21 protein-coding genes and 3 tRNA genes are annotated in these 22465 nt (G+C 31.8%); 20 read left to right on the top strand and 4 right to left on the bottom strand.

Going from position 1 to position 22465, the window contains the following annotated elements; translation table 11 throughout:
* Positions 1-6: 6 nt before the first annotated feature.
* Entirely contained in the window at positions 7-771 is a 765-nt protein-coding gene (locus tag AB1282_RS22890) for an arylamine N-acetyltransferase family protein (RefSeq protein WP_429900519.1), read from the bottom strand.
* Between the two features lie 441 nt (positions 772-1212).
* Here AB1282_RS22890 and AB1282_RS22885 point away from each other — a divergent pair, with 441 nt between their 5' ends.
* The 4 genes from AB1282_RS22885 to AB1282_RS22870 all read left to right on the top strand — a co-directional run bounded on the left by AB1282_RS22885 (position 1213) and on the right by AB1282_RS22870 (position 5172).
* Complete coding sequence (locus tag AB1282_RS22885) at positions 1213-2265, top strand: sulfate ABC transporter substrate-binding protein (RefSeq protein ID WP_056474991.1); 1053 nt, start codon at positions 1213-1215, stop codon at positions 2263-2265.
* Between the two features lie 107 nt (positions 2266-2372).
* Complete coding sequence (cysT, locus tag AB1282_RS22880; protein ID WP_056474994.1) at positions 2373-3203, top strand: sulfate ABC transporter permease subunit CysT; 831 nt, start codon at positions 2373-2375, stop codon at positions 3201-3203.
* A 2-nt stretch (positions 3204-3205) separates the two neighbouring features.
* On the top strand, positions 3206-4087 hold the full coding sequence (gene cysW / locus AB1282_RS22875) for a sulfate ABC transporter permease subunit CysW (protein WP_429900517.1): 882 nt from the start codon (positions 3206-3208) through the stop codon (positions 4085-4087).
* 11 nt (positions 4088-4098) lie between these two features.
* A complete protein-coding gene (locus AB1282_RS22870; RefSeq protein ID WP_429900515.1) occupies positions 4099-5172 on the top strand; it encodes a sulfate/molybdate ABC transporter ATP-binding protein in 1074 nt (357 codons plus the stop codon).
* A gap of 60 nt (positions 5173-5232) precedes the next feature.
* On the opposite strand, the gene ispG is transcribed toward AB1282_RS22870, so the two are convergent.
* The 3 genes from ispG to AB1282_RS22855 all read right to left on the bottom strand — a co-directional run bounded on the left by ispG (position 5233) and on the right by AB1282_RS22855 (position 7658).
* Positions 5233-6333 (bottom strand): flavodoxin-dependent (E)-4-hydroxy-3-methylbut-2-enyl-diphosphate synthase, encoded by a 1101-nt coding sequence (gene ispG / locus AB1282_RS22865; protein ID WP_056475001.1) that lies wholly within the window; start codon positions 6331-6333, stop codon positions 5233-5235.
* 117 nt (positions 6334-6450) lie between these two features.
* Positions 6451-6783, bottom strand: a complete 333-nt coding sequence (locus tag AB1282_RS22860; protein ID WP_056475004.1) for a hypothetical protein — start codon at positions 6781-6783, stop codon at positions 6451-6453.
* Positions 6784-6899: 116 nt separating this feature from the next.
* Positions 6900-7658, bottom strand: a complete 759-nt coding sequence (locus AB1282_RS22855) for a DUF1189 domain-containing protein (protein ID WP_056475006.1) — start codon at positions 7656-7658, stop codon at positions 6900-6902.
* 313 nt (positions 7659-7971) lie between these two features.
* Here AB1282_RS22855 and AB1282_RS22850 point away from each other — a divergent pair.
* The 16 genes from AB1282_RS22850 to AB1282_RS22775 all read left to right on the top strand — a co-directional run bounded on the left by AB1282_RS22850 (position 7972) and on the right by AB1282_RS22775 (position 21995).
* Positions 7972-8046: transfer RNA gene (locus AB1282_RS22850), tRNA-Asn, on the top strand.
* 12 nt (positions 8047-8058) lie between these two features.
* A tRNA-Met gene (locus tag AB1282_RS22845) sits at positions 8059-8135 on the top strand.
* Positions 8136-8147: 12 nt separating this feature from the next.
* A tRNA-Ser gene (locus tag AB1282_RS22840) sits at positions 8148-8237 on the top strand.
* A 236-nt stretch (positions 8238-8473) separates the two neighbouring features.
* Entirely contained in the window at positions 8474-9082 is a 609-nt protein-coding gene (locus tag AB1282_RS22835) for a superoxide dismutase (RefSeq protein WP_056475008.1), read from the top strand.
* Between the two features lie 113 nt (positions 9083-9195).
* A complete protein-coding gene (locus tag AB1282_RS22830; RefSeq protein WP_429900513.1) occupies positions 9196-10413 on the top strand; it encodes an MFS transporter in 1218 nt (405 codons plus the stop codon).
* A 102-nt stretch (positions 10414-10515) separates the two neighbouring features.
* The gene (locus tag AB1282_RS22825) at positions 10516-12684 is read left to right on the top strand and encodes a peptidoglycan D,D-transpeptidase FtsI family protein (RefSeq protein WP_429900511.1); all 2169 of its coding nucleotides are present in this window, start codon (positions 10516-10518) and stop codon (positions 12682-12684) included.
* A 203-nt stretch (positions 12685-12887) separates the two neighbouring features.
* Positions 12888-13736 (top strand): phosphate ABC transporter ATP-binding protein PstB, encoded by an 849-nt coding sequence (gene pstB / locus AB1282_RS22820; protein ID WP_429900509.1) that lies wholly within the window; start codon positions 12888-12890, stop codon positions 13734-13736.
* Between the two features lie 23 nt (positions 13737-13759).
* Positions 13760-14413: a phosphate signaling complex protein PhoU gene (gene phoU, locus AB1282_RS22815; RefSeq protein ID WP_056475018.1), complete on the top strand. Its 654-nt coding sequence runs from the start codon at positions 13760-13762 to the stop codon at positions 14411-14413.
* Positions 14414-14550: 137 nt separating this feature from the next.
* Positions 14551-15537 carry a sugar phosphate nucleotidyltransferase gene (locus AB1282_RS22810; RefSeq protein ID WP_056475021.1) on the top strand — a complete coding sequence of 329 codons (987 nt, stop codon included), beginning with the start codon at positions 14551-14553 and terminating at the stop codon, positions 15535-15537.
* Between the two features lie 85 nt (positions 15538-15622).
* Positions 15623-15772 (top strand): 50S ribosomal protein L33, encoded by a 150-nt coding sequence (rpmG, locus tag AB1282_RS22805; protein ID WP_056475024.1) that lies wholly within the window; start codon positions 15623-15625, stop codon positions 15770-15772.
* A gap of 112 nt (positions 15773-15884) precedes the next feature.
* On the top strand, positions 15885-16448 hold the full coding sequence (locus AB1282_RS22800; protein ID WP_056475027.1) for a 5-formyltetrahydrofolate cyclo-ligase: 564 nt from the start codon (positions 15885-15887) through the stop codon (positions 16446-16448).
* 199 nt (positions 16449-16647) lie between these two features.
* Positions 16648-17595, top strand: coding sequence for an L-lactate dehydrogenase (locus tag AB1282_RS22795; protein WP_056475030.1), 948 nt, complete (start codon positions 16648-16650; stop codon positions 17593-17595).
* A 115-nt stretch (positions 17596-17710) separates the two neighbouring features.
* Positions 17711-18457, top strand: coding sequence for a M15 family metallopeptidase (locus AB1282_RS22790; RefSeq protein WP_056475032.1), 747 nt, complete (start codon positions 17711-17713; stop codon positions 18455-18457).
* A gap of 111 nt (positions 18458-18568) precedes the next feature.
* Positions 18569-18772, top strand: coding sequence for a YqgQ family protein (locus AB1282_RS22785; protein WP_056475035.1), 204 nt, complete (start codon positions 18569-18571; stop codon positions 18770-18772).
* Between the two features lie 56 nt (positions 18773-18828).
* Positions 18829-19803 (top strand): ROK family glucokinase, encoded by a 975-nt coding sequence (locus AB1282_RS22780; protein WP_156339737.1) that lies wholly within the window; start codon positions 18829-18831, stop codon positions 19801-19803.
* 299 nt (positions 19804-20102) lie between these two features.
* Entirely contained in the window at positions 20103-21995 is a 1893-nt protein-coding gene (locus AB1282_RS22775) for an LTA synthase family protein (protein ID WP_056475041.1), read from the top strand.
* The last annotated feature ends 470 nt before the right edge of the window (positions 21996-22465 follow it).

Raw genomic sequence — 22465 nt, 5'->3', positions numbered from 1 at the left:
ATTTGTTTAACCTTTCATTTCTGCTTTTTGATTAAATAGTTGATTAAAAATTGATTGCCACTCTTCTTGATTTTTTATTTCAGTTACACAAATTCTATGATTTTTGGTTACTTTTAATTGGTGATCTGATAATGAAATTCTTCCTTCTTTCGTTAATAAGTTGACGATTTTATATTGGGTGAAAATTGTTTCTTTACTAGTTTGGAAGTAATGAAATTGTTCTTCGAATTGTTGTAGCTGCTTAGGAATAATTGAAATGAATAATAAGTCATTCCAAGTTCCATTAAACTTTTGAAGTATGAAGTTCGAATTGTCTTGTTCAATCATTCGATAGGATCCATTTGGATCTGAGTATTCATAATGGTCATGAAGCAAGAGGGGTTCTAAAAAACCGCCACCAATTCCTACGTCTGCGAGATAATTTTGATCGTTAATTTTTACTAATATAGATAAATGTGAGAATTCAGGATTCCAACATTGTTTTTCTTCATTCCAAAATTTGGTTGAAATAAATGATACATTAAAACCTAATTCCTGTAAGACTGAAAAAAGTAACGAATTCGTTTCAAAACAAATCCCACCTCGCTTACCTGTAGCTATTTTTTTCATAATTTTTGAAGGATTCATTGAGAGCGGAATTTGAGAAATAATATCGATATTTTCAAATGGTATTGAAAGTAAATGATGCTTATGAATTTGTTTTAATGAGGAATATGAAATTGATTGGATTTGTTTTAAACGGATGTGTTTAAAATATGACTCGATTAGCATGAAATCCTCCATAAAATTTAATGTAAATAGTAAATATAATGAGTATACAATGAGGAATGTATAAAAAGTGAATAATAAGAGAAATAATTTTAAAAATTCTAAAATCATAGTTGACACATAGGAATAGTGTGTTTATTATTAAGCTTATATAAAAATTCAATATGGCTGATTGGAAGACCAAAGGCCCTTAACTATTTACATTAGTTAAGGGTCTTTTTGCACTTTAAAAAGGATAAATTGGCAGCGATGAAGATTACTCGCCATAGCTGCTGATTATAGGAATAAAGTATAAGTGCAACTACGTCTCTGCTTTCGCTTAAATGGCTAGGCAATCGACGAGTTTTCTTTATATTTGTGCCTTAAAGGGGAGATTTTAATGTGTTGAAGTGTAGGGATGGGTACAAATAAAAATCGGAAAATTGAAATTGAGAGGGGCAGATCATTGTGGGGGCAAAGAAATGGATTATTAGCTCGGTAGTTGTTGTATTAGCAGTTTCAGGAGTGTTATATGCAACCTTGAAAGACGATAAATCTGAGGCAACCAATACTGAAGCAGCAAATAAAAAAGTAGAATTGTTAAATGTTTCTTATGATCCAACTCGCGAATTATATGAAAGTTATAATAAAGCTTTTAGTAAATATTGGGAAAAAGAACATAACCAAACTGTCACAATTAAACAGTCACATGGTGGTTCTGGAAAACAAGCTAGGGCAGTAATCGACGGTTTAGATGCTGATGTAGTAACACTGGCTCTTGGATATGATATTGACTCGATCAATGAAAAGGCACAACTATTATCCCCTAATTGGCAAAAAGAATTTGAATACAATTCAACGCCTTATACATCAACAATTGTTTTTTTAGTAAGGAAAGGAAATCCGAAAAATATTAAGGATTGGGATGATTTAACGAAAAAAGGAGTTCAAGTAATTACTCCAAATCCAAAAACTTCAGGTGGTGCAAGATGGAATTATTTAGCTGCTTGGGGCTATGCAGATAAAAAATATAATGGTGATGAGAAAAAAGTAAAAGCATTTATGAAGAAATTATATAAAAACGTTCCAGTTTTAGATACTGGGGCACGTGGTTCAACAACTACATTTGTTGAAAAAGGAATTGGAGATGTATTAATAGCTTGGGAAAATGAAGCATTACTTTCAGTGAAGGAATTAGGTGAGGGGAAATATAAAATTGTTTACCCTTCGATTAGTATTCTAGCTGAACCACCTGTTGCGGTTGTAGATAAAAATGTGAAGGAAAAGAAAACTGAAGAAGTGGCAAAGGGCTACTTATCTTATCTTTATAGTAAAGAAGGTCAAAAAATCATTGCCGAAAATTATTATCGTCCGAGAGATAAAGAGATTCTCGCTAAATATAGTAAACAATATCCTAGCCTACCATTGCTAACAATTGATAAAGATTTCGGAGGATGGGCGAAAGCTCAATCGAAGCATTTTGATGATGGTGGAGTATTTGACCAAATTTATCAATAATCACGTAATTGAAAAATAAGGAGGACATTGGACTTTATTGGGCGTTTTACTAGAGCTTAAGCCAAGTCTTCTTTATTTGATTTTTATTTTAAGGAGGATTGACATAATTGTTTAAGAAGCGAAAAAGAATCCTACCTGGATTTGGATTAACGTTTGGATTTTCAATATTATATATAAGCTTTTTTATTTTTCTTCCGGTATCGATGCTGTTCTTACATTCTTTCGATATAGGTTGGTCTAAATTTATAAAAATTGTGAGTGAACATAGAGTACTAATGTCTTATAAAGTAAGTTTTGGAACTGCCTTTATTGCTGCGATTATTAACGCTGTTTTTGGTTTATTAGTAGCTTGGGTGCTTGTACGTTATCGTTTTCCTGGAAAACGAATTGTAGATGCATTCATTGATTTACCTTTTGCATTACCGACTGCAGTTGCTGGTATTACTTTAACAACATTGTATTCTCCTGATGGATGGGTTGGAAAATTTTTCTCTTTCAAAATTGCTTATACACCACTCGGGATTATTATAGCTCTTACATTTATTGGTTTACCATTCGTAGTAAGAATGGTTCAACCTGTTCTTGAAAATTTTCAAAAAGATGTTGAGGAAGCAGCGGCAAGTCTAGGTGCAAGCCGTTTTCAAATTTTTTGGAAGGTAATTTTTCCAGGGATTTTACCAGCATTATTGACAGGATTTTCTTTAGCATTCGCAAGATCATTAGGGGAATATGGGTCAGTCGTGTTTATTTCGGGAAATATGCCAATGAAAACTGAAATTACTCCATTGTTAATTATGACAAAATTGGAGCAATATGATTACTCGGGTGCAACTGCACTTGCAATTGTGTTATTAGTAACTTCTTTCTTACTCTTATTGATCATTAGTATTTTCCAGAGATACGCAAATCGTGCTTTTGTTCAAGGGGGTAAGGGTTAAAAATGGAAAGAGAATTTAAGATTGAGAGAAAAATAGAAATGAATGCTAGTACTGAGAAAAGAGCAAAATTGAGCGTCAATACTATTCCGATTATTTTAATCAGTATTGTCATACTTTTTTTAGCGCTATTTTTATTTCTTCCTTTAGTTTCAATTTTTATAAAGGCTTTACAAGATGGTTTTGGAGTTTATAAAGAAACGATTGTAAATGATGAAACATTGGCAGCAATTAAATTGACGTTTTTAGTAACGATTATTACGTTACCACTTAATGCCATTTTTGGCGTTTCGATTGCGTGGGCTACAACGAAATTTAATTTTAAAGGGAAAAATATATTAGTAACTCTAATTGAATTACCTTTTGCAGTGTCGCCGGTTGTTGCAGGATTTTTATTTGTTCTTTTATTTAGTCCGAATAATGGAGTTTTTGGTGGTTGGTTAAAGGAACATAATATGAAAATCATTTTTTCAACCCCAGGAATTGTTTTAGCAACAATATTTGTCACATTGCCTTTTGTAGCGAAAGAATTAATTGCGGTTATGCAGGCAACAGGGAGTGCTGAAGAAGAGGCTGCACTAACTTTAGGTGCGAACGGATGGCATATTTTTTGGAAGGTGACACTCCCGAAAATTAAATGGGGACTTTTGTATGGCGTAATATTATGTAATGCAAGAGCGGTTGGAGAGTTTGGTGCTGTATCAGTTGTATCTGGACATATTCGTGGAGAAACAATTACAATGCCACTTCATATTGAAAATTTGTATAATGAGTACCAATTTCCACAGGCATATACAGTTGCATCACTTATGTCCATTTTTGCGATACTGACATTAGTTATTAAAAATATAATTGAATGGAAAGTTCAAAAGGAAGAGAAACAATAGGAGAGGATTGTATGTCAATTAAAGTTTCAAATGTAATAAAAAGCTATGATAATGAAACTGCCTTAAAAGGAATTGATTTAAATATAAAAAAAGGGGAATTGGTTGCTTTATTAGGTCCATCTGGGTCGGGTAAAACAACATTGTTAAGAATAATTGCCGGTTTAGAAAATCCAGACTTGGGTGAAATATTTTTTGAAGATCAGGATGTAGCAAATGTGCAAGTAAAAGAAAGAAATGTAGGATTTGTATTCCAGCATTATGCTTTATTTCAGCACATGACTGTTTTTGATAATATTGCATTTGGTTTAAAAGTTAGACCAAGAGCTACACGTCCTTTAAAAAGAAAAATTCATGAGAAAGTGATGGAATTGCTATCATTAGTAAAATTAGAAAGCTTTGCTAATCGATTTCCTTCTCAATTATCTGGTGGACAAAGACAACGTGTTGCATTAGCTAGAGCATTAGCTGTTGAACCAAGTGTATTATTATTAGATGAGCCATTTGGGGCATTAGATGCAAAAGTTCGAAAAGATTTAAGAAGATGGTTACGTAAACTCCATGATGAAATTCATATTACCAGTATATTCGTAACACATGATCAAGAGGAAGCGCTTGAAGTTGCAGATCGAGTTGTCATTATGAATGGCGGGAAGATCGAACAAATTGGAACACCGGAAGAAGTTTATCATACGCCAGCAAGTCCGTTTGTTTATGATTTTCTTGGCAAAGTCAATTTATTTCATGGAAGGATCAATAAGGGTAACTTAATAAGTGGTGGATTAGAAATCCCATTACCAGAATTAGATGAACAAGAACATAAAGAAGTTACGGGTTATGTTCGTCCTCATCAAATTACAATCGAAAAATTTGAAACAAATCAAACTTCGATCAGTGCAATCGTAACCCATATTCATGCTGTAGGACCGATCGTGTATGTGGAAGTCCTTCGGGAGGATACAAAAGATTATGTTGAAATCGAACTCATGAATGAATTATTCTACGAACTAAATATTCAACTTGGAGAAAGGGTATTTGTTCGTCCTAATGAATTGAAGGTATTTATTCCTCAGGATTATTCGATTTGATAAGATAGGAAAAGAATAAAAAAAGGTTAAGGAGCAGTGTCCTTAACCTTTTTGTTATTATTAGCCTTTTGCTGCTTCTAGTTCAGCTAGTTTTTCTTTTGCAATAATGTCGATTTCGCGTTTTAGTTCTTCTACCATAGTTGCTTCTGGAACTTTACGAACGATTTCTCCATGGCGGAATAGTAATCCTTCACCACGTGCTCCAGCAATACCGATGTCTGCTTCACGCGCCTCACCAGGACCGTTTACTGCACATCCTAGTACGGCAACTTTAATTGGTACTTTTAGTGTTGAAATGTATTCTTCAACATCATTTGCAATACTAATTAAGTCAATTTCAATTCGGCCACATGTAGGGCATGAAATTAATGTTGCAGCGTTTGAAGATAAACCGAAAGACTTAAGTAATTCTCTTGCAACTTTTACTTCTTCAACCGGATCTGCGCTTAATGAGATACGCATTGTATTTCCGATTCCTTTACTAATGATTGCACCTAAACCAGCTGCACTCTTAACTGTACCAGCAAACAAAGTACCTGATTCAGTAATACCTAAATGTAAAGGATAATCGAAAGCTTTTGAAGCTTTTTCATAAGCTTCGATTGCTAGGTTTACATCTGATGCTTTCATCGATACGATGATGTCATGGAAATCTAAATCTTCAAGAATTTTAATGTGATGTAATGCACTTTCAACCATTCCATCAGCAGTTGGGTAACCATATTTCTCTAAGATTCGTTTTTCTAATGAACCAGCATTAACACCGATACGAATAGGAATTCCTTTAGCTTTAGCAGCATTTACTACTGCTTCAACTTTTTCTTTACGACCGATATTACCTGGATTAATTCTAATTTTATCTACTCCGCCTTCAATTGCTTTTAAGGCTAATTTATAATCAAAGTGTATATCTGCAACAAGAGGTATGTTAATTTGTTTTTTAATATCAGCGATTGCATTTGCAGCTCTTTCGTCTGGTACTGCAACTCGAACAATCTGACATCCAGCTTCTTCAAGTCGTTTAATTTCTGCAACTGTTGCTTCAACATCGTGTGTTTTTGTTGTTGTCATACTTTGGATTGAAATTTCATTTGCTCCACCAACAACTACATTACCAACTTTAACTGCACGTGTTTTACTTCTATGTGTAATTTCGTTCACGAGTAACTCGCTCCTTCAAAAATAACTTTATTTCTATTTTGTATAAATCTACATTATCATATTTTCTTCATGATTACTCATTTTATCAACTGGTTCTAAAGAAATATATCACAAATTTTATTTTTGTGAAGAGTAAATTGGGAATTTATATGATTTTCCACTTTGAATTTTAGTAGGTGAAAGTCCATTATTTAATGCACTAAAATCTTTTGTAATTTGGCTGATTGGCTGGTTAAAATCAGGGTTAAGATTTTCGATAATACCTAAAACAGTGTCACCGTTTTTGACTTGAATTTTTTCATATTTTGGAAGTGAGGTTGATTTTTTTTCTGATTTTGTTGCTTTTGCTACTGTAGCAATATGTTTAGTGGGGATCGTCCCTACTTGAAGGTCAAAGAATATTATATATGCAAGCAATAAAGAACCAAGTAAAAAAGCTATTTTTTTCATTAATAATCACTCCTTTTGTAGACTATATGCTTGTCCACAACGAATATTCCTATTAGGAGCTTGGAATAAAAAATTTAAAACAAAAAAAAGAAGTGTGCAACACACTTCAGTAAACATTATTTTTTAGAAGGTAAGTTTTTAATTGTTAATGTGTACATACCAGCTGTTATTAAAATAAAAATTAAAGTTTGGAATGGGATATTTATTTTCAATAATCCTAGCAATAAATAGATAATTGTAGGTAATGTTAAGCTATATGAAACCATTGCAAAGCGTTGTCTAAAAGGCAAATGCTTAGTCGACTTAAATAAAGCTGTTAAAAACGCTAATAATGTAGCAACTATAAATATGAAGATACAAGAACCTAAATAAAATAGGAAAAATAATGCGATTAAGAATACTGGAAGAGCTTCTTTTATACTTTTAATAAATTTTGAAACTTGCGTTTTGTGTATTTCTTTAGATTTTAATGAAGGATAAGGATAATCTTGTTCGCCTTTATCATTTTTAATAACTAGTCTATTCTTTAATACAACAAATGCATACTGTTCGTTTTTTAATTTTGAAGGTATAACTGTTTCATTTGGATAAAAAGCATATTTATATTCACCGATATTTCGTTCAAACGGCGTATTGTCGTTAATTGTTAAAGATCCTTTGTTTAAAGAAATCGACTGAATATTATCTTTAAGCAAGTCAGAAACATTGTTGACCTGAAGCTTCACATCTTTTACTAATGAAAAGAATCCCGGAAGAGTATATAAAATTGCTAGTAGGAAAAGAAAAAAGATTGTTTTACCGATTTTTTGGAGTCTATATCTTGATATTGTTTTTGGAGAGTATAAACTAAACCAAAATTGTTTAAATATATTCATAAACTCATCCTTTCTTATTATTGTTATTTCACTTCCCGAAATTTATTATGTAACTTTCGGGCTATTTTGTATATTATAATCTTTTTTTGGAAATTGAATATTAAACTTTAATTAAAATGATAAGAGTAAATAAGAAGAGAATGACAATGGTTTAAGGATTGAATTTATGTTTGGCTTTAAATATCGTTAAAACAATTTATTTTCAATAAAAAATAGTTAATATAAATTAATAATGAAAAAAATAATAAAAAGTGTTGACGTTTAGTTTGAAACATGATAAATTAAATATTGTCTTAAGGACAACGTGAATTATTCCGCAGTAGCTCAGTGGTAGAGCACTCGGCTGTTAACCGAGTGGTCGTAGGTTCGAACCCTACCTGCGGAGCCATTTTTATAGTTTGGCGGTGTAGCTCAGCTGGCTAGAGCGTACGGTTCATACCCGTGAGGTCGTGGGTTCGACTCCCTCCGCCGCTACCAATATTTTATTATGGAGTAATACCCAAGTCCGGCTGAAGGGATCGGTCTTGAAAACCGACAGGGGTGTAACAGCCCGCGGGGGTTCGAATCCCTCTTACTCCTTAATTAGTGAAAAAGTCTTCAACTATAATGTTGAAGACTTTTTTCGTTTTGGTTATTAAATTAACAAATGATGAGTTTAAATCTTCGATAATTCACTTCGCTTAATCAGAATTTTTCTTCCGAAAATTAATCTTTTTTACTTTCTTTCCCTTTTCTCAAGCATTACTATTGAAATCTTTCAGTTTATTTGATAACTTTAAATTGAAATTCACTATTATCTTTGGGAGGAAATAAAAATGTCAAAATTTGAATTACCACAATTACCTTATGCTTATGATGCATTAGAGCCACACTTTGATAAAGAAACAATGAATATTCACCACACTCGTCACCACAATACATATGTAACAAACTTAAACGCTGCTTTAGAAGGTAAAGAAGTAGCTGCTTCTTCAATTGAAGAATTAATTTCAAACTTAGATGCACTTCCAGAAGGTATCCGTACAGCTGTACGTAACAATGGTGGTGGACATGCTAACCATAGCTTATTCTGGACTTTATTAACTCCAGAAGGCACTGGCACTCCAGTTGGTGAAGTTGCTGAAGCAATTAACGCTAAATTCGGTAGCTTAGATGAGTTAAAAGCTGCGTTCACTCAAGCTGCATTAACTCGTTTCGGTTCTGGTTGGGCTTGGTTAGTAGTAAACAATGGGGAGTTAGAAGTGACTAGCACAGCTAACCAAGATTCACCATTAATGGAAGGCAAAACTCCAATCTTAGGTTTAGATGTATGGGAGCATGCTTACTACTTAAACTACCAAAACAAACGCCCTGACTACGTTGGTGCATTCTGGAATTTAGTAAACTGGGATAAAGTAGAAGAATTATACCAAGCTGCTAAATAATTTATAAAAAATGAACACTACTTAATTAATTAAGTAGTGTTTTTTTATGTTTAAAAAAGGATAAATTTTCATTTACTCGGAAAACTAGTTCATGAGACAAAGGAGAGTTTATTATGAGTAAGTGGAAATTTTTATTAGGTGACGTAGATTTAAATAAAGACTTAATTCTTTTACTGAGTGTAGGTGGATTGTTTACTTTAGCGACAGCTTTATCTAGCACATTTGTAAATGTTTATTTATGGAAGCAATCAAATAATTATTTACCAATTGCTTCTTATCAATTTTCGATTGCGTTTTTTCAAGCTCTTACATTCATAATTACAGGTAGATTAGCTAAAACAATCGATCGGGTTGTCATTTTAAGAGTGGGAATTTCTTTTTTGGCAGTATTCTATATAGTTGTTTTACTATTTGAAACGAAAACATTATTAGCAACAATTATGATTGGAGCAATTTTGGGAATTGGGAATGGCTGTTATTATTTAGCGTTTAATTTATTAACATTTGAAGTAACAGAACCAGAAACTAGACAATTTTTTAATGGTTTTTTAGGTCTAATTAATTCTTTTACGGGAATGCTTGGCCCCTTTATAGCTGGAGCGATTATTTCTTCAATGATAGGAAACAAAGGTTATCATTTTGTGTTCCTCGCTGCAGTCATTTTATTTGTATGTGCAGTTGTCTTAAGTTGTTTCTTAGTTAAAAGGGAACTTGATAGTGAGTTCAATATTAAGCGCGTCATTCTAGAAAGAAAACTAAATGAAAATTGGCGAAAAGTTACACATGCTAATTTCTTTCAAGGGATTCGTGAAGGGATTTTTATGTTTGTTATTTCGATTTATATTTTCTTATCTACAGGAAGTGAATTCGCATTAGGGAAATATGGATTAATTACATCGTTAATTAGCTTTATTACCTATTATATTGTTACAAGAATTATAAAAGAAAATTTTAGAATGAAAGCGATCTTTATTGGTGGTTTACTTTTATTCAGCGCTGTTTTTGTAATCGCTTTTAAAGTTACTTTTCCATTATTAATAATTTATGGTGCAATAATTTCTTTGGCATATCCAATCATTTTAGTACCTTACTTATCTTTAACATATGATATAATAGGAAAATCGTATAAGGCCAGGGAATATAGAGTGGAATATATCGTAATACGTGAAGTGTATTTAAATAGTGGTAGAATGTTTTCAATTGCAGTTTTCATTGTATGTACTAAATTATTTCCACCAGAACAATTTATTCCTTTATTAATGTGTATATTTGGTGCAGGACACTTTTTGGTCTATTTCGTAATGAGGAACTTAGAATATAATCATGCTTAAGTATTGTCACTAAATTGTCAAAAACTTAGCAGTGATTCTTTTTCCGAATCATTAAAATATTAATATGTAGAATTAGTAATTGTAGAAAAAAGAGGAGAGAAAATGAATAAGCCTAAGAAATATAAAATCACATTACCCACACGACTAAATACACTATTTTTTCTTGTGTTTGTCTTATTTTCTTTTTTAATTCTAAGATTAGGTGTCGTACAAATTGTTAAAGGTGAAGACTATAAATTAGAATTAGAACGTACAGAAAATATGACCGTCGATCAAGCTGTACCAAGGGGGAAAATTTTAGATCGTTACGGAAAGGTTGTAGTAGATAATACGCCTTTACGTACAATTACGTATACTAGAAAAAAAGGGACATCTTCAAGTGAGTTATTAACAATGGCTACAAAGTTAAAAAGTTATCTTAAGATGCCAACTAATAAAATAACTGAACGAGATCGAAAAGATTTTTGGTTATTAACTAACCCTGAAGAAGCAAAAAATCTAGTATCAAAAGAAGAAGATAAAACACTAAAAGCTCAATATAAAGATGATGACGCTGGATACAATAAGGCTTACTATAATTTACAGCTTGATAAAATTACTGTAGCTAATATCAATTCATTTAATGCAAATGACCTGCAAATACTTGCAATTTACAAGCAAATGAGTGCTGGTTATGCACTAACTCCACAAACGATTAAAAGTGAGAGAGTTACTCAAAAAGAATATGCAACAGTTAGTGAACATTTGGACGATCTTCCAGGTGTAGATGTAACGACAAACTGGGAAAGAAAATATGTTTATGGTGATACGTTCCGAACAATTTTAGGAAATATTACTTCTGAAAAAGAAGGTTTACCTGCTCAAAATGTAGATTATTATTTAGCACGTGGTTATGATCGTAATGATCGTGTAGGAAAAAGTTATATCGAAAAGCAATATGAAGATGTTTTACGTGGTACAAAAGGTAAGGCACAAAATGTTATTGATTCAAATGGCAATGTTGTTGATACGAAAGTGATTACAGAAGGGGAACCTGGAAGTGATTTAATGCTATCAATTGATATTGAACTTCAAGGTAAGGTTGATAAAATAATAAAAGATAGGCTTTTACAAGCAAAAGCAACGTCAAATGGTCGATATTTGGACCGTGCATTTGTTACGATGATTAACCCGAAAACGGGTGAAGTTTTAGCAATGTCAGGAAAGCAAATTGTTAAAGACAAAAAGACAGGAAAAAATAAAGTTGTAGATTACGCAACTGGAAATCTTACTTCATCTTATGAGATGGGTTCAACTGTAAAAGGTGCAACTCTTTTAACTGGTTATCAAACTGGGGCAATTACTCCAGGACAAAGGCAATTCGATACACCGATTAAAATTGCAAGTACACCAGTAAAAGCGTCATATAAAAACTTCGGATGGATTAATGATTTAGATGCTCTAAAGTATTCATCAAACGTTTATATGTTCCGAACAGCTATGGCTATTGGACATGCACATTACGTAGAGAATAAGCCTTTAAATATCGACGTAAAAGCGTTTGATACATTCCGAAACAGTTTCAGTCAATTCGGGCTTGGTGTTAAAACTGGAATTGATTTACCAAATGAAGCAATTGGATTTAAAGGTGTAGACAAAAGCCCAGGTTTCCTACTAGATATGGCGATTGGGCAATATGATACTTATACACCACTTCAATTAGCTCAATATGTATCTACAATCGCAAATGGAGGTTACAGAATTCAACCACATGTTGCGAAAGAATTGAGACAACCTTCAATCGGCGAAGATACTGGTGTCATTAAACAAGAAATTAAACCTAAAGTATTAAACCGTATTGATATGAAACAATCATACATCGATCATGTTAAACAAGGTTTAATCAAAGTATATAATGAGACTGGTGGTACTGCTCACAAATACTTTACAGGTGTAGACTATAAAATAGCCGGTAAAACAGGTACAGCACAATCCGTATACGACGGTCCAGATCGTAAAAAATACAATGGACCAGTAAAAACTTATAATGAAACATTGATGGGATATGCTCCATATGATGATCCCGAAATTGCCTTTGTAGTAGTAGTTCCTTGGTTACAAACTGACCAAGCGCCAGTAAATAAATACATTGGCCGAGATATTATGGATGAATACTTTAAATTGAAAAAAGAAAGACAATCAATTTATAATGACGAACCAAAAGACATTTTAGATAACCAAGACAATCAAGGCACTCAAGATAATCAAAACACTCAAAATAGTAATCAATAAGAAGAGAAGGGGTTAAACCCTTCTCTTTTTTATTTGGAAAACTCCTTTTTTACACCTTTCCTTCAGCTTCTGAACTTATTTACATAATCTTTACATTCGGTTAAAACAGGTTTAATAGTTTGAGAATATGATTATTATGTAACGTATTACTGAATTTAAACGATTATAAATTTTTTTATCAAAAATAGAAAGCTTCCTTTAGGATGAGAGGGGATCGAAAAGTTATGACAATGACATTAAATAGAGAGAATACAATTAAAAACGATGATATTGAAGAGACAAATACAAACGTAAAAAAATCAATTGTTTATGATACTCAAGATTTGAATTTATGGTATGGACAAGATAAAGCATTAAAAAATATAAATTTAAGTATTTATGAGAATGAAGTTACTGCAATTATTGGACCTAGTGGATGTGGTAAATCGACTTATTTAAAAACGTTAAATCGTATGGTTGAATTAGTTCCTTCAGTTCGTACGGAAGGGAAGATTCTTTACCGCGAACAAGATATTTTTGATAAAAACTATCCTGTTGAAGAATTAAGAACGCATGTAGGAATGGTATTTCAAAAACCAAACGTATTCCCTAAATCAATCTGGGAAAATGTTGCATATGGACCAAAAATACATGGTATTAAAGATAAAGCTACATTAAACCAGATTGTTGAAAAAAGTTTAAAAGGCGCAGCAATTTGGGATGAAGTTAAAGATCGTTTACATGAGAATGCTTTTGGTCTTTCAGGGGGGCAACAACAACGTTTATGTATCGCGCGCTGTCTTGCAATTGAGCCAGATGTCATTTTAATGGATGAGCCTACTTCAGCACTTGATCCTATTTCAACTTTAAAAGTTGAAGAGTTAATTCATGATTTAAAGAAAGATTTTAGTATTATTATTGTTACTCATAATATGCAACAAGCAGCCCGTGTTTCTGATAAAACTGCTTTCTTTTTAAGCGGTGAAGTAGTTGAGTTCTCAGATACAAATAAACTGTTCTCAACACCTAAAGATAAACGTACTGAAGACTACATTACTGGACGATTCGGATAATAGAAGGGAACAGGTGAAAAGAGATGAGAAATCAATTTGAAGCAGACTTAAAATCATTACAAGAAATGATTATTGAATTGGCTGAGAAAACGAAAAAAGCAGTTATTAAAAGTATGGAGGCATTTCGTACTGAAAATATAGAATTAGCTTTAGAAGTAATCGATGAAGATGATCGCATCAATAAATTAGAAAAAGAAGTGAATGAATTAATTTTAGTAATTATTACAAGACAACAACCAGTTGCTGTGGACTTAAGAAGAAATTTAACGGCTATTAAGATTGCTCATGATCTTGAACGAGTGGCAGATTATGCAGTAAATATTGCAAAATCGACAATTCGTATACGTAGTCGTCAAGAAAACTTACCATTAGAGAATATCGAAAAAATGCATGAACTTGGCTTAGAAATGTTAACAAAAGCTTCAGAAGCATACCGAACAGAAGATTTACAAGCTGCTAAAGAGATTGGTGAAATTGATGATCTCGTTGATGAACTATATGGAACAACTGTTAGAACTCTAATGACAAGTATTGCAAATTCACCTGAGCATGTATCCAATATCATGCAAATGGCATTTATTTGCAGATATCTTGAAAGAATTGCGGACTATGCAACAAATATTGCAGAGAATATTTATTATTTAGTTAAAGGGAAACATTATTTATTAAATCAATAAATATAAGACGATCGTTTATAACAGTCAAATATGTTAAAAGGGTGTTCAGACAAAATTTACCTGAATGCCCTTTTGTCATATTTGTGTAATATAAAGCATACTTCTTTAACTAGTAGAAGATATTGAGGTGGTAATAAATGAAGGTTGTTATTTTAGCTGGAGGATATGGTCAAAGACTTTTACCAATTACTAACAACATTCCTAAGCCACTATTACCAATCGCAAATAGAGCGGCAATTGAACATTTAATATTACATTTAACAAGACTTGGGTTTAATGAATTTATCATTCAGCTTCATTATATGTCCCAAGCAATAATAGAGACGATTAATGCAATGAAATTAATAAATGTTTCAATTGATTATATTATAGAAGAAAAAAGTTTAGGTTCAGCTGGTTGTTTAAGACTGTCTAAGCATTTTCTTAATGACCCCTTTCTATTAGTGAATGGTGATATTTTATTTGACGGTGATATTAGAGATGCAATTAAAATTCATTTTGAAAGTAAAAGTAAATTTTCTATGTTTGTAAAACAAGTTGATAAATGTGGATCATACGGAAATGTAAAAATAAAAAATGGACAAATAATCGATTTTATTGAAAAGCCGAATGAAGGTAGTGAAATTAGTAAATTAGTTAATACGGGAATTTATATTATGAATCCTGAATTATTAATTCAAATTCCAGAAAATCGTTATTTTGACATTAGTAATGATCTAATACCTTTAATGTTAAAAAATAATATCGGTTTAAATGCTTTTCATTTAGAAGGTTATTGGATTGATTATGGGACACCTAGAAGGTTTGCAAAGCTGAACGTAGATTGGATTGAAGAGAAATTAAACTTACCTATTCCTGCTGTTCAAATTTTACCTAGAATCTTTTTAGGTGAACATGTAACGATAAATAATAATGTTAAGATTGTTTCTCCCGTTATAATTGGGAATGATGTTACGATTGAAGAGAACTGTGTAATTGGCCCATATGTGTCGATTAGTTCAAATATTCGAATCGATCAAGGGAGTGTATTACATCATCAAGCTGTCTTTCAAAAATATACTCTGAATTATGAGAATAAGTTTGTACATAATTCAATAAAAAAAATTTCAAAAGAAATACATTGAATCAATAAAAACTATGGAAATTATCGCGAAAGAATGTTATTATATACAAGTCTGATTATGTCACTATGTCAGGAGGGAAAATAAAATGCGCGTAAATATTACATTAGCATGTACAGAATGCGGAGATCGTAACTACATCACTACTAAAAATAAACGTAATAACCCAGACCGTCTTGAGCTTAAAAAATATTGCCCAAGACTTAAAAAAGTTACAGTTCATCGCGAAACAAAGTAAACAGTAGGAATTTTCCTACTGTTTTTTTTATATTTAAATACTTATAATTTTAATTAGAATACATTTTATTAAACTCTTGAAAATTTAATCCTGACCTAAGGAGGACATTATTATGAAAAAAAAAGAAATTAGAAATTCTATGATGAAAAACTTGAAAAATATTTCAGTATCGGACCGAGAAGAAAAGTCAAACCAAATTATTGAAAAATTATTAAGCACAGAACAAATGAAGAATGCAGATATAATAGCAACAACAATGCCAATGGAGCATGAAATAAATACTAAGTATTTAATAACTGCTTGTTGGAAAATGAATAAATCAGTTGTTGTGCCTAAATGCAATCATGAAACTAGAGAAATGCATTTTTACAAAATCAATTCCTTCGATGATTTAAAGAAGGGGTATTTTGGAATACAAGAGCCAATTGAAGAAAAATGCGAGGAAATAAAGAAAGAATTTATTGATTTAATCATTGTTCCTGGCGTAGCATATACAAAAAATGGTGAAAGACTAGGATATGGTGGTGGTTATTATGATCGCTACTTAGAAGATTATAATAAACAACTCCTAGCCTTAGCTTATGACATTCAAATCATTGATGAACTACCGACAGAAAAACATGACATTATAATGCCGTTGGTTTTAACAGAATCAAGAATCATAAAAGCGATTTAATAAGTGTATAATGTGACACGATTTGTTTGAAAATAGGTAAGACTTAATTAGAGTAATTCAACATTGCACACAATGTATTTGTATACGACTAATATTGTAACAAATTTGTAAAAAGTTTCACAAACTTTGAGTGGAAATACATATATAATATAGAAGTCCCAGTTACTTACACTTTTATAACACAAATGAGGTGGATATTATGTTACACAAAGAAATAAATCGTGTCGCACTTATCGGAACAGGCGCAGTTGGAGCTAGCTATGCTTTTGGTATGTTAAATAAAGGTGTTGCCGAAGAATTAGTTATGATTGATTTAAATAAAGATAAAGCAGAAGGGGACGCAATGGATTTAAGTCATTGTCTGCCTTTTGTAGATTCTAGAACAAAAATTTGGGCTGGAGATTACAGTGATTGTAAAGATGCGAGTTTAGTCGTCATTACGGCTGGAGCAGCTCAAAAACCAGGAGAAACTCGTTTAGATTTAGTTGCAAAAAATTGCGCTATTTTTAAAGGGATCGTTGGAGAAATTATGGCTTCAGGATTTGACGGTATCTTTTTAATTGCCACAAATCCAGTAGATATATTAACTTATGCAACTTGGAAATTTTCAGGATTACCAAAAGAAAGAGTAATCGGATCTGGAACAAGTTTAGATACTGCGCGTTTTAGATATATGCTTGGGGATTATTTTAATGTTGATGCAAGAAATATCCATGGATATATTATCGGTGAACATGGTGACAGTGAACTACCAGTTTGGTCTAAAACAAATGTTGGTACCTCACCAGTACACCATGTATTAAAGAAAAATCCAAAATACAGTCAAAGAGAGCTTGATGAAATCTTTTTAAATACACGTGACGCTGCATATCACATTATTAAGAAAAAAGGTGCAACATACTATGGAATTGGAATGGGCTTAGTTAGATTAACAAAAGCAATTCTAAAAAATGAAAATAGTATTATTACGGTTTCTGCATATTTAGACGGACAATATGGAGAACACGATATATATATTGGTGTTCCAGCAGTAATTAATCGTGGTGGAATTCGAGAAGTTGTTGAACTAGATTTGAATGAATTAGAGCAACGACAGTTTAAAAACTCCGTAGACACATTAAGAAAAACGATGGAACCTATTTTATAAATTGTACAACTAAGACCTCTTTCTATTGAAAGAGGTTTTAGTGTATAGATTATTTGAAAAATATGCCATTTTTTTATATTGTTAAAGTAACAAAAAAGATGTTAGGGAGGTAATTTTGAAAAAGATAAATGGGAAGTACTATTGGGTTTTAATAATATTTATCATAATTATTATTGGACTAGCTCTATTTTTTAGAAATCAAAATTACTTCAATCATCAGAAGACATCACTGAAATTTCCGAATTACGATTATACAGCAGTAGAAGTTGAGGATGGATTATTAGCTGTAAAGAATCCTACATCTAATTTAGTATTAGTTAATAAAGAAAGAAAGCTACCAGATGGGTATGAGCCACCGGATTTAGTTTATCCGATTGTTCCTTTACATGGTGTAAACAAAGATAAGACATTAATGAGGAAAGAGGCAGCTCATGCTTTAGAAAAATTATTTGAAAGAGCAGAAAAAGATGGCATAAAGCTTACTCCAGTGTCAGCATATCGCTCTTTTGATCGACAAAAAAGCTTGTATAATTATTATGTACAAATTCATGGTGAAGATTGGACGCAATCTTTTAGTGCTGTTCCTGGTACAAGTGAACATCAAACTGGTTTATCAATAGATGTATCATCTCCAAACTTCGGTAACAAGCTTGAACAAGCATTTGGAGAAACGATAGAAGGAACTTGGCTTGCAGACCATGCACATGAATTTGGATTTATCATTCGTTATCCAGAGGACAAAGTAAAGATTACAGAATACAATTATGAACCATGGCATATAAGATATATCGGAATAAAATACGCTACATATCTCTATAAACATGATTTAGCTTTAGAGGAAGTAATGAAGCCTAAAAAATAATTATAAATGCCTATAAAATTAATGGTTTGTTTGGTATCTCACATTGACGAGTAATCGTTTGCAACTTATACTTATTACATGTTTAGAAAGATAAAATAATAGGAGTTAAGTATGAAATCCGTATATGATATTCAACAATTTCTAAAAAGTTATGGCACCTTTATTTATACAGGTGATCGATTAGCTGACTTAATGTTAATGCAAGATGAGCTAAAAGAATTATTTTTAGCGAATATACTTGAAAGTAAAGATTTACAAATTGCTACTATGATATTAAAGAAAGAAATGGATCAAATAAAAAATAAAACGGTTTGAAGAAATCGTTTTTTTTAGAATCTATTGCAAACGATTTCACTGCGAAGGGAGAAGGCATAATGGCTAAAATGATTGTAGGTGTAGATTTAGGTGGTACAAGCATTAAATTAGCATTATTAACAAATAACGGGGAATTCATCGATAAATGGGAAGTACCAACTGATAAATCTGATAGTGGTAAGCATATTCCTAAAACAATTACAATTGCAATTGAAGAAAAACTTAAACAGATGGATAAAACAAAAGAAGATATCGCTGGAATCGGTATTGGAGCTCCAGGTTCAGTTCGATTAGAAGATGGACTTATATTTGCAGCAGTAAACTTAGGGTGGGTTAATTTTCCTTTAAAGGAAATTCTAGAAAAGGAATCAGGTATTCCTGTAATCGTTGATAATGATGCAAATATAGCAGCTGTTGGCGAAATGTGGAAAGGTGCTGGAAATGGAGCAAAAGATGTAGTAATGGTCACACTAGGTACAGGTGTCGGCGGAGGCGTAATTGTAAATGGTGATGTTGCGCATGGAATTAGTGGATCTGCAGGTGAAATTGGCCATATAACAGTACAACTTGAAAATGGAGTACTATGTAATTGTGGAAAAACGGGATGCTTAGAAACAATTTCTTCAGCGACAGGAATTGCAAGAATAGCAAATGAGAAGTTACAAAATACGACAAAAGAGACAGTTTTAAAAGAAATGTCGAATGATTCGCCAATAACAGCAAAGGATGTTTTTGAAGCTTATTCAAATGGTGATGAAGTTGCAGAAGAAATCGTTAATCATGTAATGAAATATCTTGCTTTAGTTTTAGCCGGAGTAGGAAATACATTAAATCCTGAAAATATCATTATTGGTGGTGGAGTATCAAATGCAGGTGAATTACTATTAAGACCACTAAAGAAATATTTTGACGAATTTGCTTTTACTACAGTGCGTGATTCGACAAAACTTTCAATTGCCAAGTTAGGGAACGATGCAGGAGCAATTGGAGCTGCATATTTAGTAAAAAAATTTATTACTAATGAAATTTAACTTAAATTTAAGGTGCTTCTAATTGAAGTGCCTTATTATGTTTATTGTATTGAATTGAAAAAAAAATTAGTTATTTGACGAGGGAACTAGTTTATGATAAATTGAATGACGTTAGAAAAAAACCTAAGGTACGTCAGATAAAATTTTTTTGATCCATACATTAGTAGCTAATAATTGTATGAATCATTTCAAAAATTCTTGGTATTAAAATGCCAATAAAATAGATATGTGAAATGCCAAACATTGTTTTTATATTAGATAAAATAGATTAATAGTCTTAACAAGAGGAGGAACAGAATATGTGGAAAAAGTTTATTAAAAACTTTGGATTCCCGTTACTTGCTGTATTCCTTTTATGGATTAAAGCAACGATTCTAAGCCAATTTTATTTTGATTTAGAAATTGAAAATTCAATGCAAGAATTTATTTTAATAATTGCTCCTATATCTTCATTATTAATATTTTTAGGTATAGCTCTTTTTGCAAAAGGACCAAAACGAAATAGAGCAGTTATTTGGATTAGTATAATCATGTCCTTTATATTAGTGGCCGATACGGCTTATTATTCATTCTTTGATGATTTCGTAACGATCCCAGTTTTATTTATGACACGAAACTTTGGCGATCTAGGTTCAAGTGTTAAAGCAATGATCAGCTATAAAACTATCTTAGCCTTTTCAGATATTTTTATCCTAATTGCAGTTAATTATTTCTGGGGTAAAAAATTCTTTACTACTGGTAACATTAAAGGGAAAGCTAGAACAGCTTATTTCTTAGTAGCAGTTGCTATTTTCTTAGTTAACCTTGGTTTAGCAGAAACTGAGCGTCCTCAATTATTAACGCGTTCATTTGATAGAGAATACATTGTTAAATTCTTAGGATTATATAATTACCATTTATATGATATGGTTATTCAATCAAAAACATCTGCTCAAAAAGCGATGGCTGATGATAGTCAATTAGCAGGAATCGAAAACTTTATTCGTGCTAACGATACTGGTGTGAATGCACAATTACATGGTAAATATAAAGGTAAAAACGTTGTTGTAGTTTCATTAGAATCATTACAAAATTTCGTAATTGGACGAAAAATTAATGGACAAGAAATAACTCCTTTCTTAAATAAATTTACGAAAGAAAGTTATTATTTTGATAATTTTTACCACCAAACTGGACAAGGTAAAACATCTGATGCTGAATTCTTAATTGATAATAGTTTATTCCCGTTAGATCGTGGTGCTGTATACTTTACAAACAGTAGTAATACGTTTACAGCTACACCAGCGATTCTTAAACAGGATCAAAATTATTACACTTCAGTAATGCATTCAAATAATAAATCGTTCTGGAACCGAGATATGATGTATCCAAGTCTAGGTTACGATCGTTATTATAATGAAGTTGACTTTAAAGTATCTGCAGCTACTTCTATTGGCTGGGGACTAAAAGATAAATATTTCGTTGAACAAGCAGTAGACAAAATGGTAGCAGAGCCTAAACCGTTCTACAACCGTATGATTACACTAACTAACCATTATCCATTCGAATTAAATGATGAGGACTTAATGATCCCACGTTTAAAAACTGGAGACCAAACTGTTGATAATTATGTAACAACAGTACGTTATTTAGATGAATCAATTAAACATTTCATTGAAGAAATGAAAGCAAAAGGTTTATATAATAATACAATCATTGTTATGTATGGTGACCACTATGGTATTTCTGAAAACCATAACCGTGCAATGAGTGAAGTATTAGGACAAGACATTACTCCTGCAGAACATGTTAAATTACAAAAAGTACCTTTCTTTATCCACTTACCTGGACAAACTAAAGGTGAAACAGTTCATAAAGTTGCAGGTCAAATTGATGTTAAACCTACAATTTTAAACTTATTAGGTGAAGATCCAAATAAAACATCTATCAACTTTGGTAATGATATTTTCTCTCCTAAACACAAAAACTTTGTAGTTTTCCGTGATGGAACAATTGTTACTGATAAATATATTTACACTGGTGAGAAGATGTATGATCCAAATACTGGTGAAGAATTAAAAGGTCAAAAACCACCTAAAGAAGACTTAGCAAAAGCAAATAAATCACTTGAGTATTCAAACTCAATTATTTATAAAGATTTACTTCGTTTCTATGAAGTTAAATATAAAAAAGCTGATACGAAGTTTGAATAAACATGAAAAGCACTTCCTTAATGGGAGTGCTTTTCTTATGAACAGAAAAAGTAGTTCATATAAAAAAGTAATATCATGTTAATTTCCACTTCAGGATGCTTGCCTTTAAGTACGGCAAGAATTTTGGATCCCTTGTCATATTCATTCCTCCTGCAAGTCTTTTAACTCCATCTCTCAGCCATCACGTATCTTCACAGTAGTCGAATTCATGAATCTTTAATAATTCAATATGACAATGATAAAAAGCTAAATAAAGCACTTCCTAAACGAAAGTGCTTTCAGAGTGTTGCAATATAAAATCGTCAATAGGGAAAACGGACTTTAAGTGAACATTTAATAATGATAAAATTAGCATTTTTTGAATAATCTTTTAATGGTTTTAAATATAAATATGTTTGAGCAATTTTATTATTTCAATAACACTAGAAATGATTTTTTTTAGAAGTTAAAAATATTATAAGCTTTTTTAG

It is taken from the genome of Gottfriedia sp. S16(2024), assembly GCF_050473765.1.
Lineage (GTDB): Bacteria > Bacillota > Bacilli > Bacillales > Bacillaceae_G > Gottfriedia.
The sequence above is the reverse complement of the archived record's forward strand: the minus strand, read 5'-3'. Positions and strand labels throughout refer to the sequence as shown.

What these genes read in the sequence shown, in the direction of transcription:
- AB1282_RS22890 (WP_429900519.1), bottom strand. Translation starts at nt 771, where the DNA reads ATGCTAATCGAGTCATATTTTAAACACATCCGTTTAAAACAAATCCAA.
- cysW (WP_429900517.1), top strand. Translation starts at nt 3,206, where the DNA reads ATGGAAAGAGAATTTAAGATTGAGAGAAAAATAGAAATGAATGCTAGT.
- AB1282_RS22870 (WP_429900515.1), top strand. Translation starts at nt 4,099, where the DNA reads ATGTCAATTAAAGTTTCAAATGTAATAAAAAGCTATGATAATGAAACT.
- AB1282_RS22860 (WP_056475004.1), bottom strand. Translation starts at nt 6,783, where the DNA reads ATGAAAAAAATAGCTTTTTTACTTGGTTCTTTATTGCTTGCATATATA.
- AB1282_RS22855 (WP_056475006.1), bottom strand. Translation starts at nt 7,658, where the DNA reads ATGAATATATTTAAACAATTTTGGTTTAGTTTATACTCTCCAAAAACA.
- AB1282_RS22835 (WP_056475008.1), top strand. Translation starts at nt 8,474, where the DNA reads ATGTCAAAATTTGAATTACCACAATTACCTTATGCTTATGATGCATTA.
- AB1282_RS22830 (WP_429900513.1), top strand. Translation starts at nt 9,196, where the DNA reads ATGAGTAAGTGGAAATTTTTATTAGGTGACGTAGATTTAAATAAAGAC.
- AB1282_RS22825 (WP_429900511.1), top strand. Translation starts at nt 10,516, where the DNA reads ATGAATAAGCCTAAGAAATATAAAATCACATTACCCACACGACTAAAT.
- pstB (WP_429900509.1), top strand. Translation starts at nt 12,888, where the DNA reads ATGAGAGGGGATCGAAAAGTTATGACAATGACATTAAATAGAGAGAAT.
- phoU (WP_056475018.1), top strand. Translation starts at nt 13,760, where the DNA reads ATGAGAAATCAATTTGAAGCAGACTTAAAATCATTACAAGAAATGATT.
- AB1282_RS22810 (WP_056475021.1), top strand. Translation starts at nt 14,551, where the DNA reads ATGAAGGTTGTTATTTTAGCTGGAGGATATGGTCAAAGACTTTTACCA.
- rpmG (WP_056475024.1), top strand. Translation starts at nt 15,623, where the DNA reads ATGCGCGTAAATATTACATTAGCATGTACAGAATGCGGAGATCGTAAC.
- AB1282_RS22800 (WP_056475027.1), top strand. Translation starts at nt 15,885, where the DNA reads ATGAAAAAAAAAGAAATTAGAAATTCTATGATGAAAAACTTGAAAAAT.
- AB1282_RS22795 (WP_056475030.1), top strand. Translation starts at nt 16,648, where the DNA reads ATGTTACACAAAGAAATAAATCGTGTCGCACTTATCGGAACAGGCGCA.
- AB1282_RS22785 (WP_056475035.1), top strand. Translation starts at nt 18,569, where the DNA reads ATGAAATCCGTATATGATATTCAACAATTTCTAAAAAGTTATGGCACC.
- AB1282_RS22775 (WP_056475041.1), top strand. Translation starts at nt 20,103, where the DNA reads ATGTGGAAAAAGTTTATTAAAAACTTTGGATTCCCGTTACTTGCTGTA.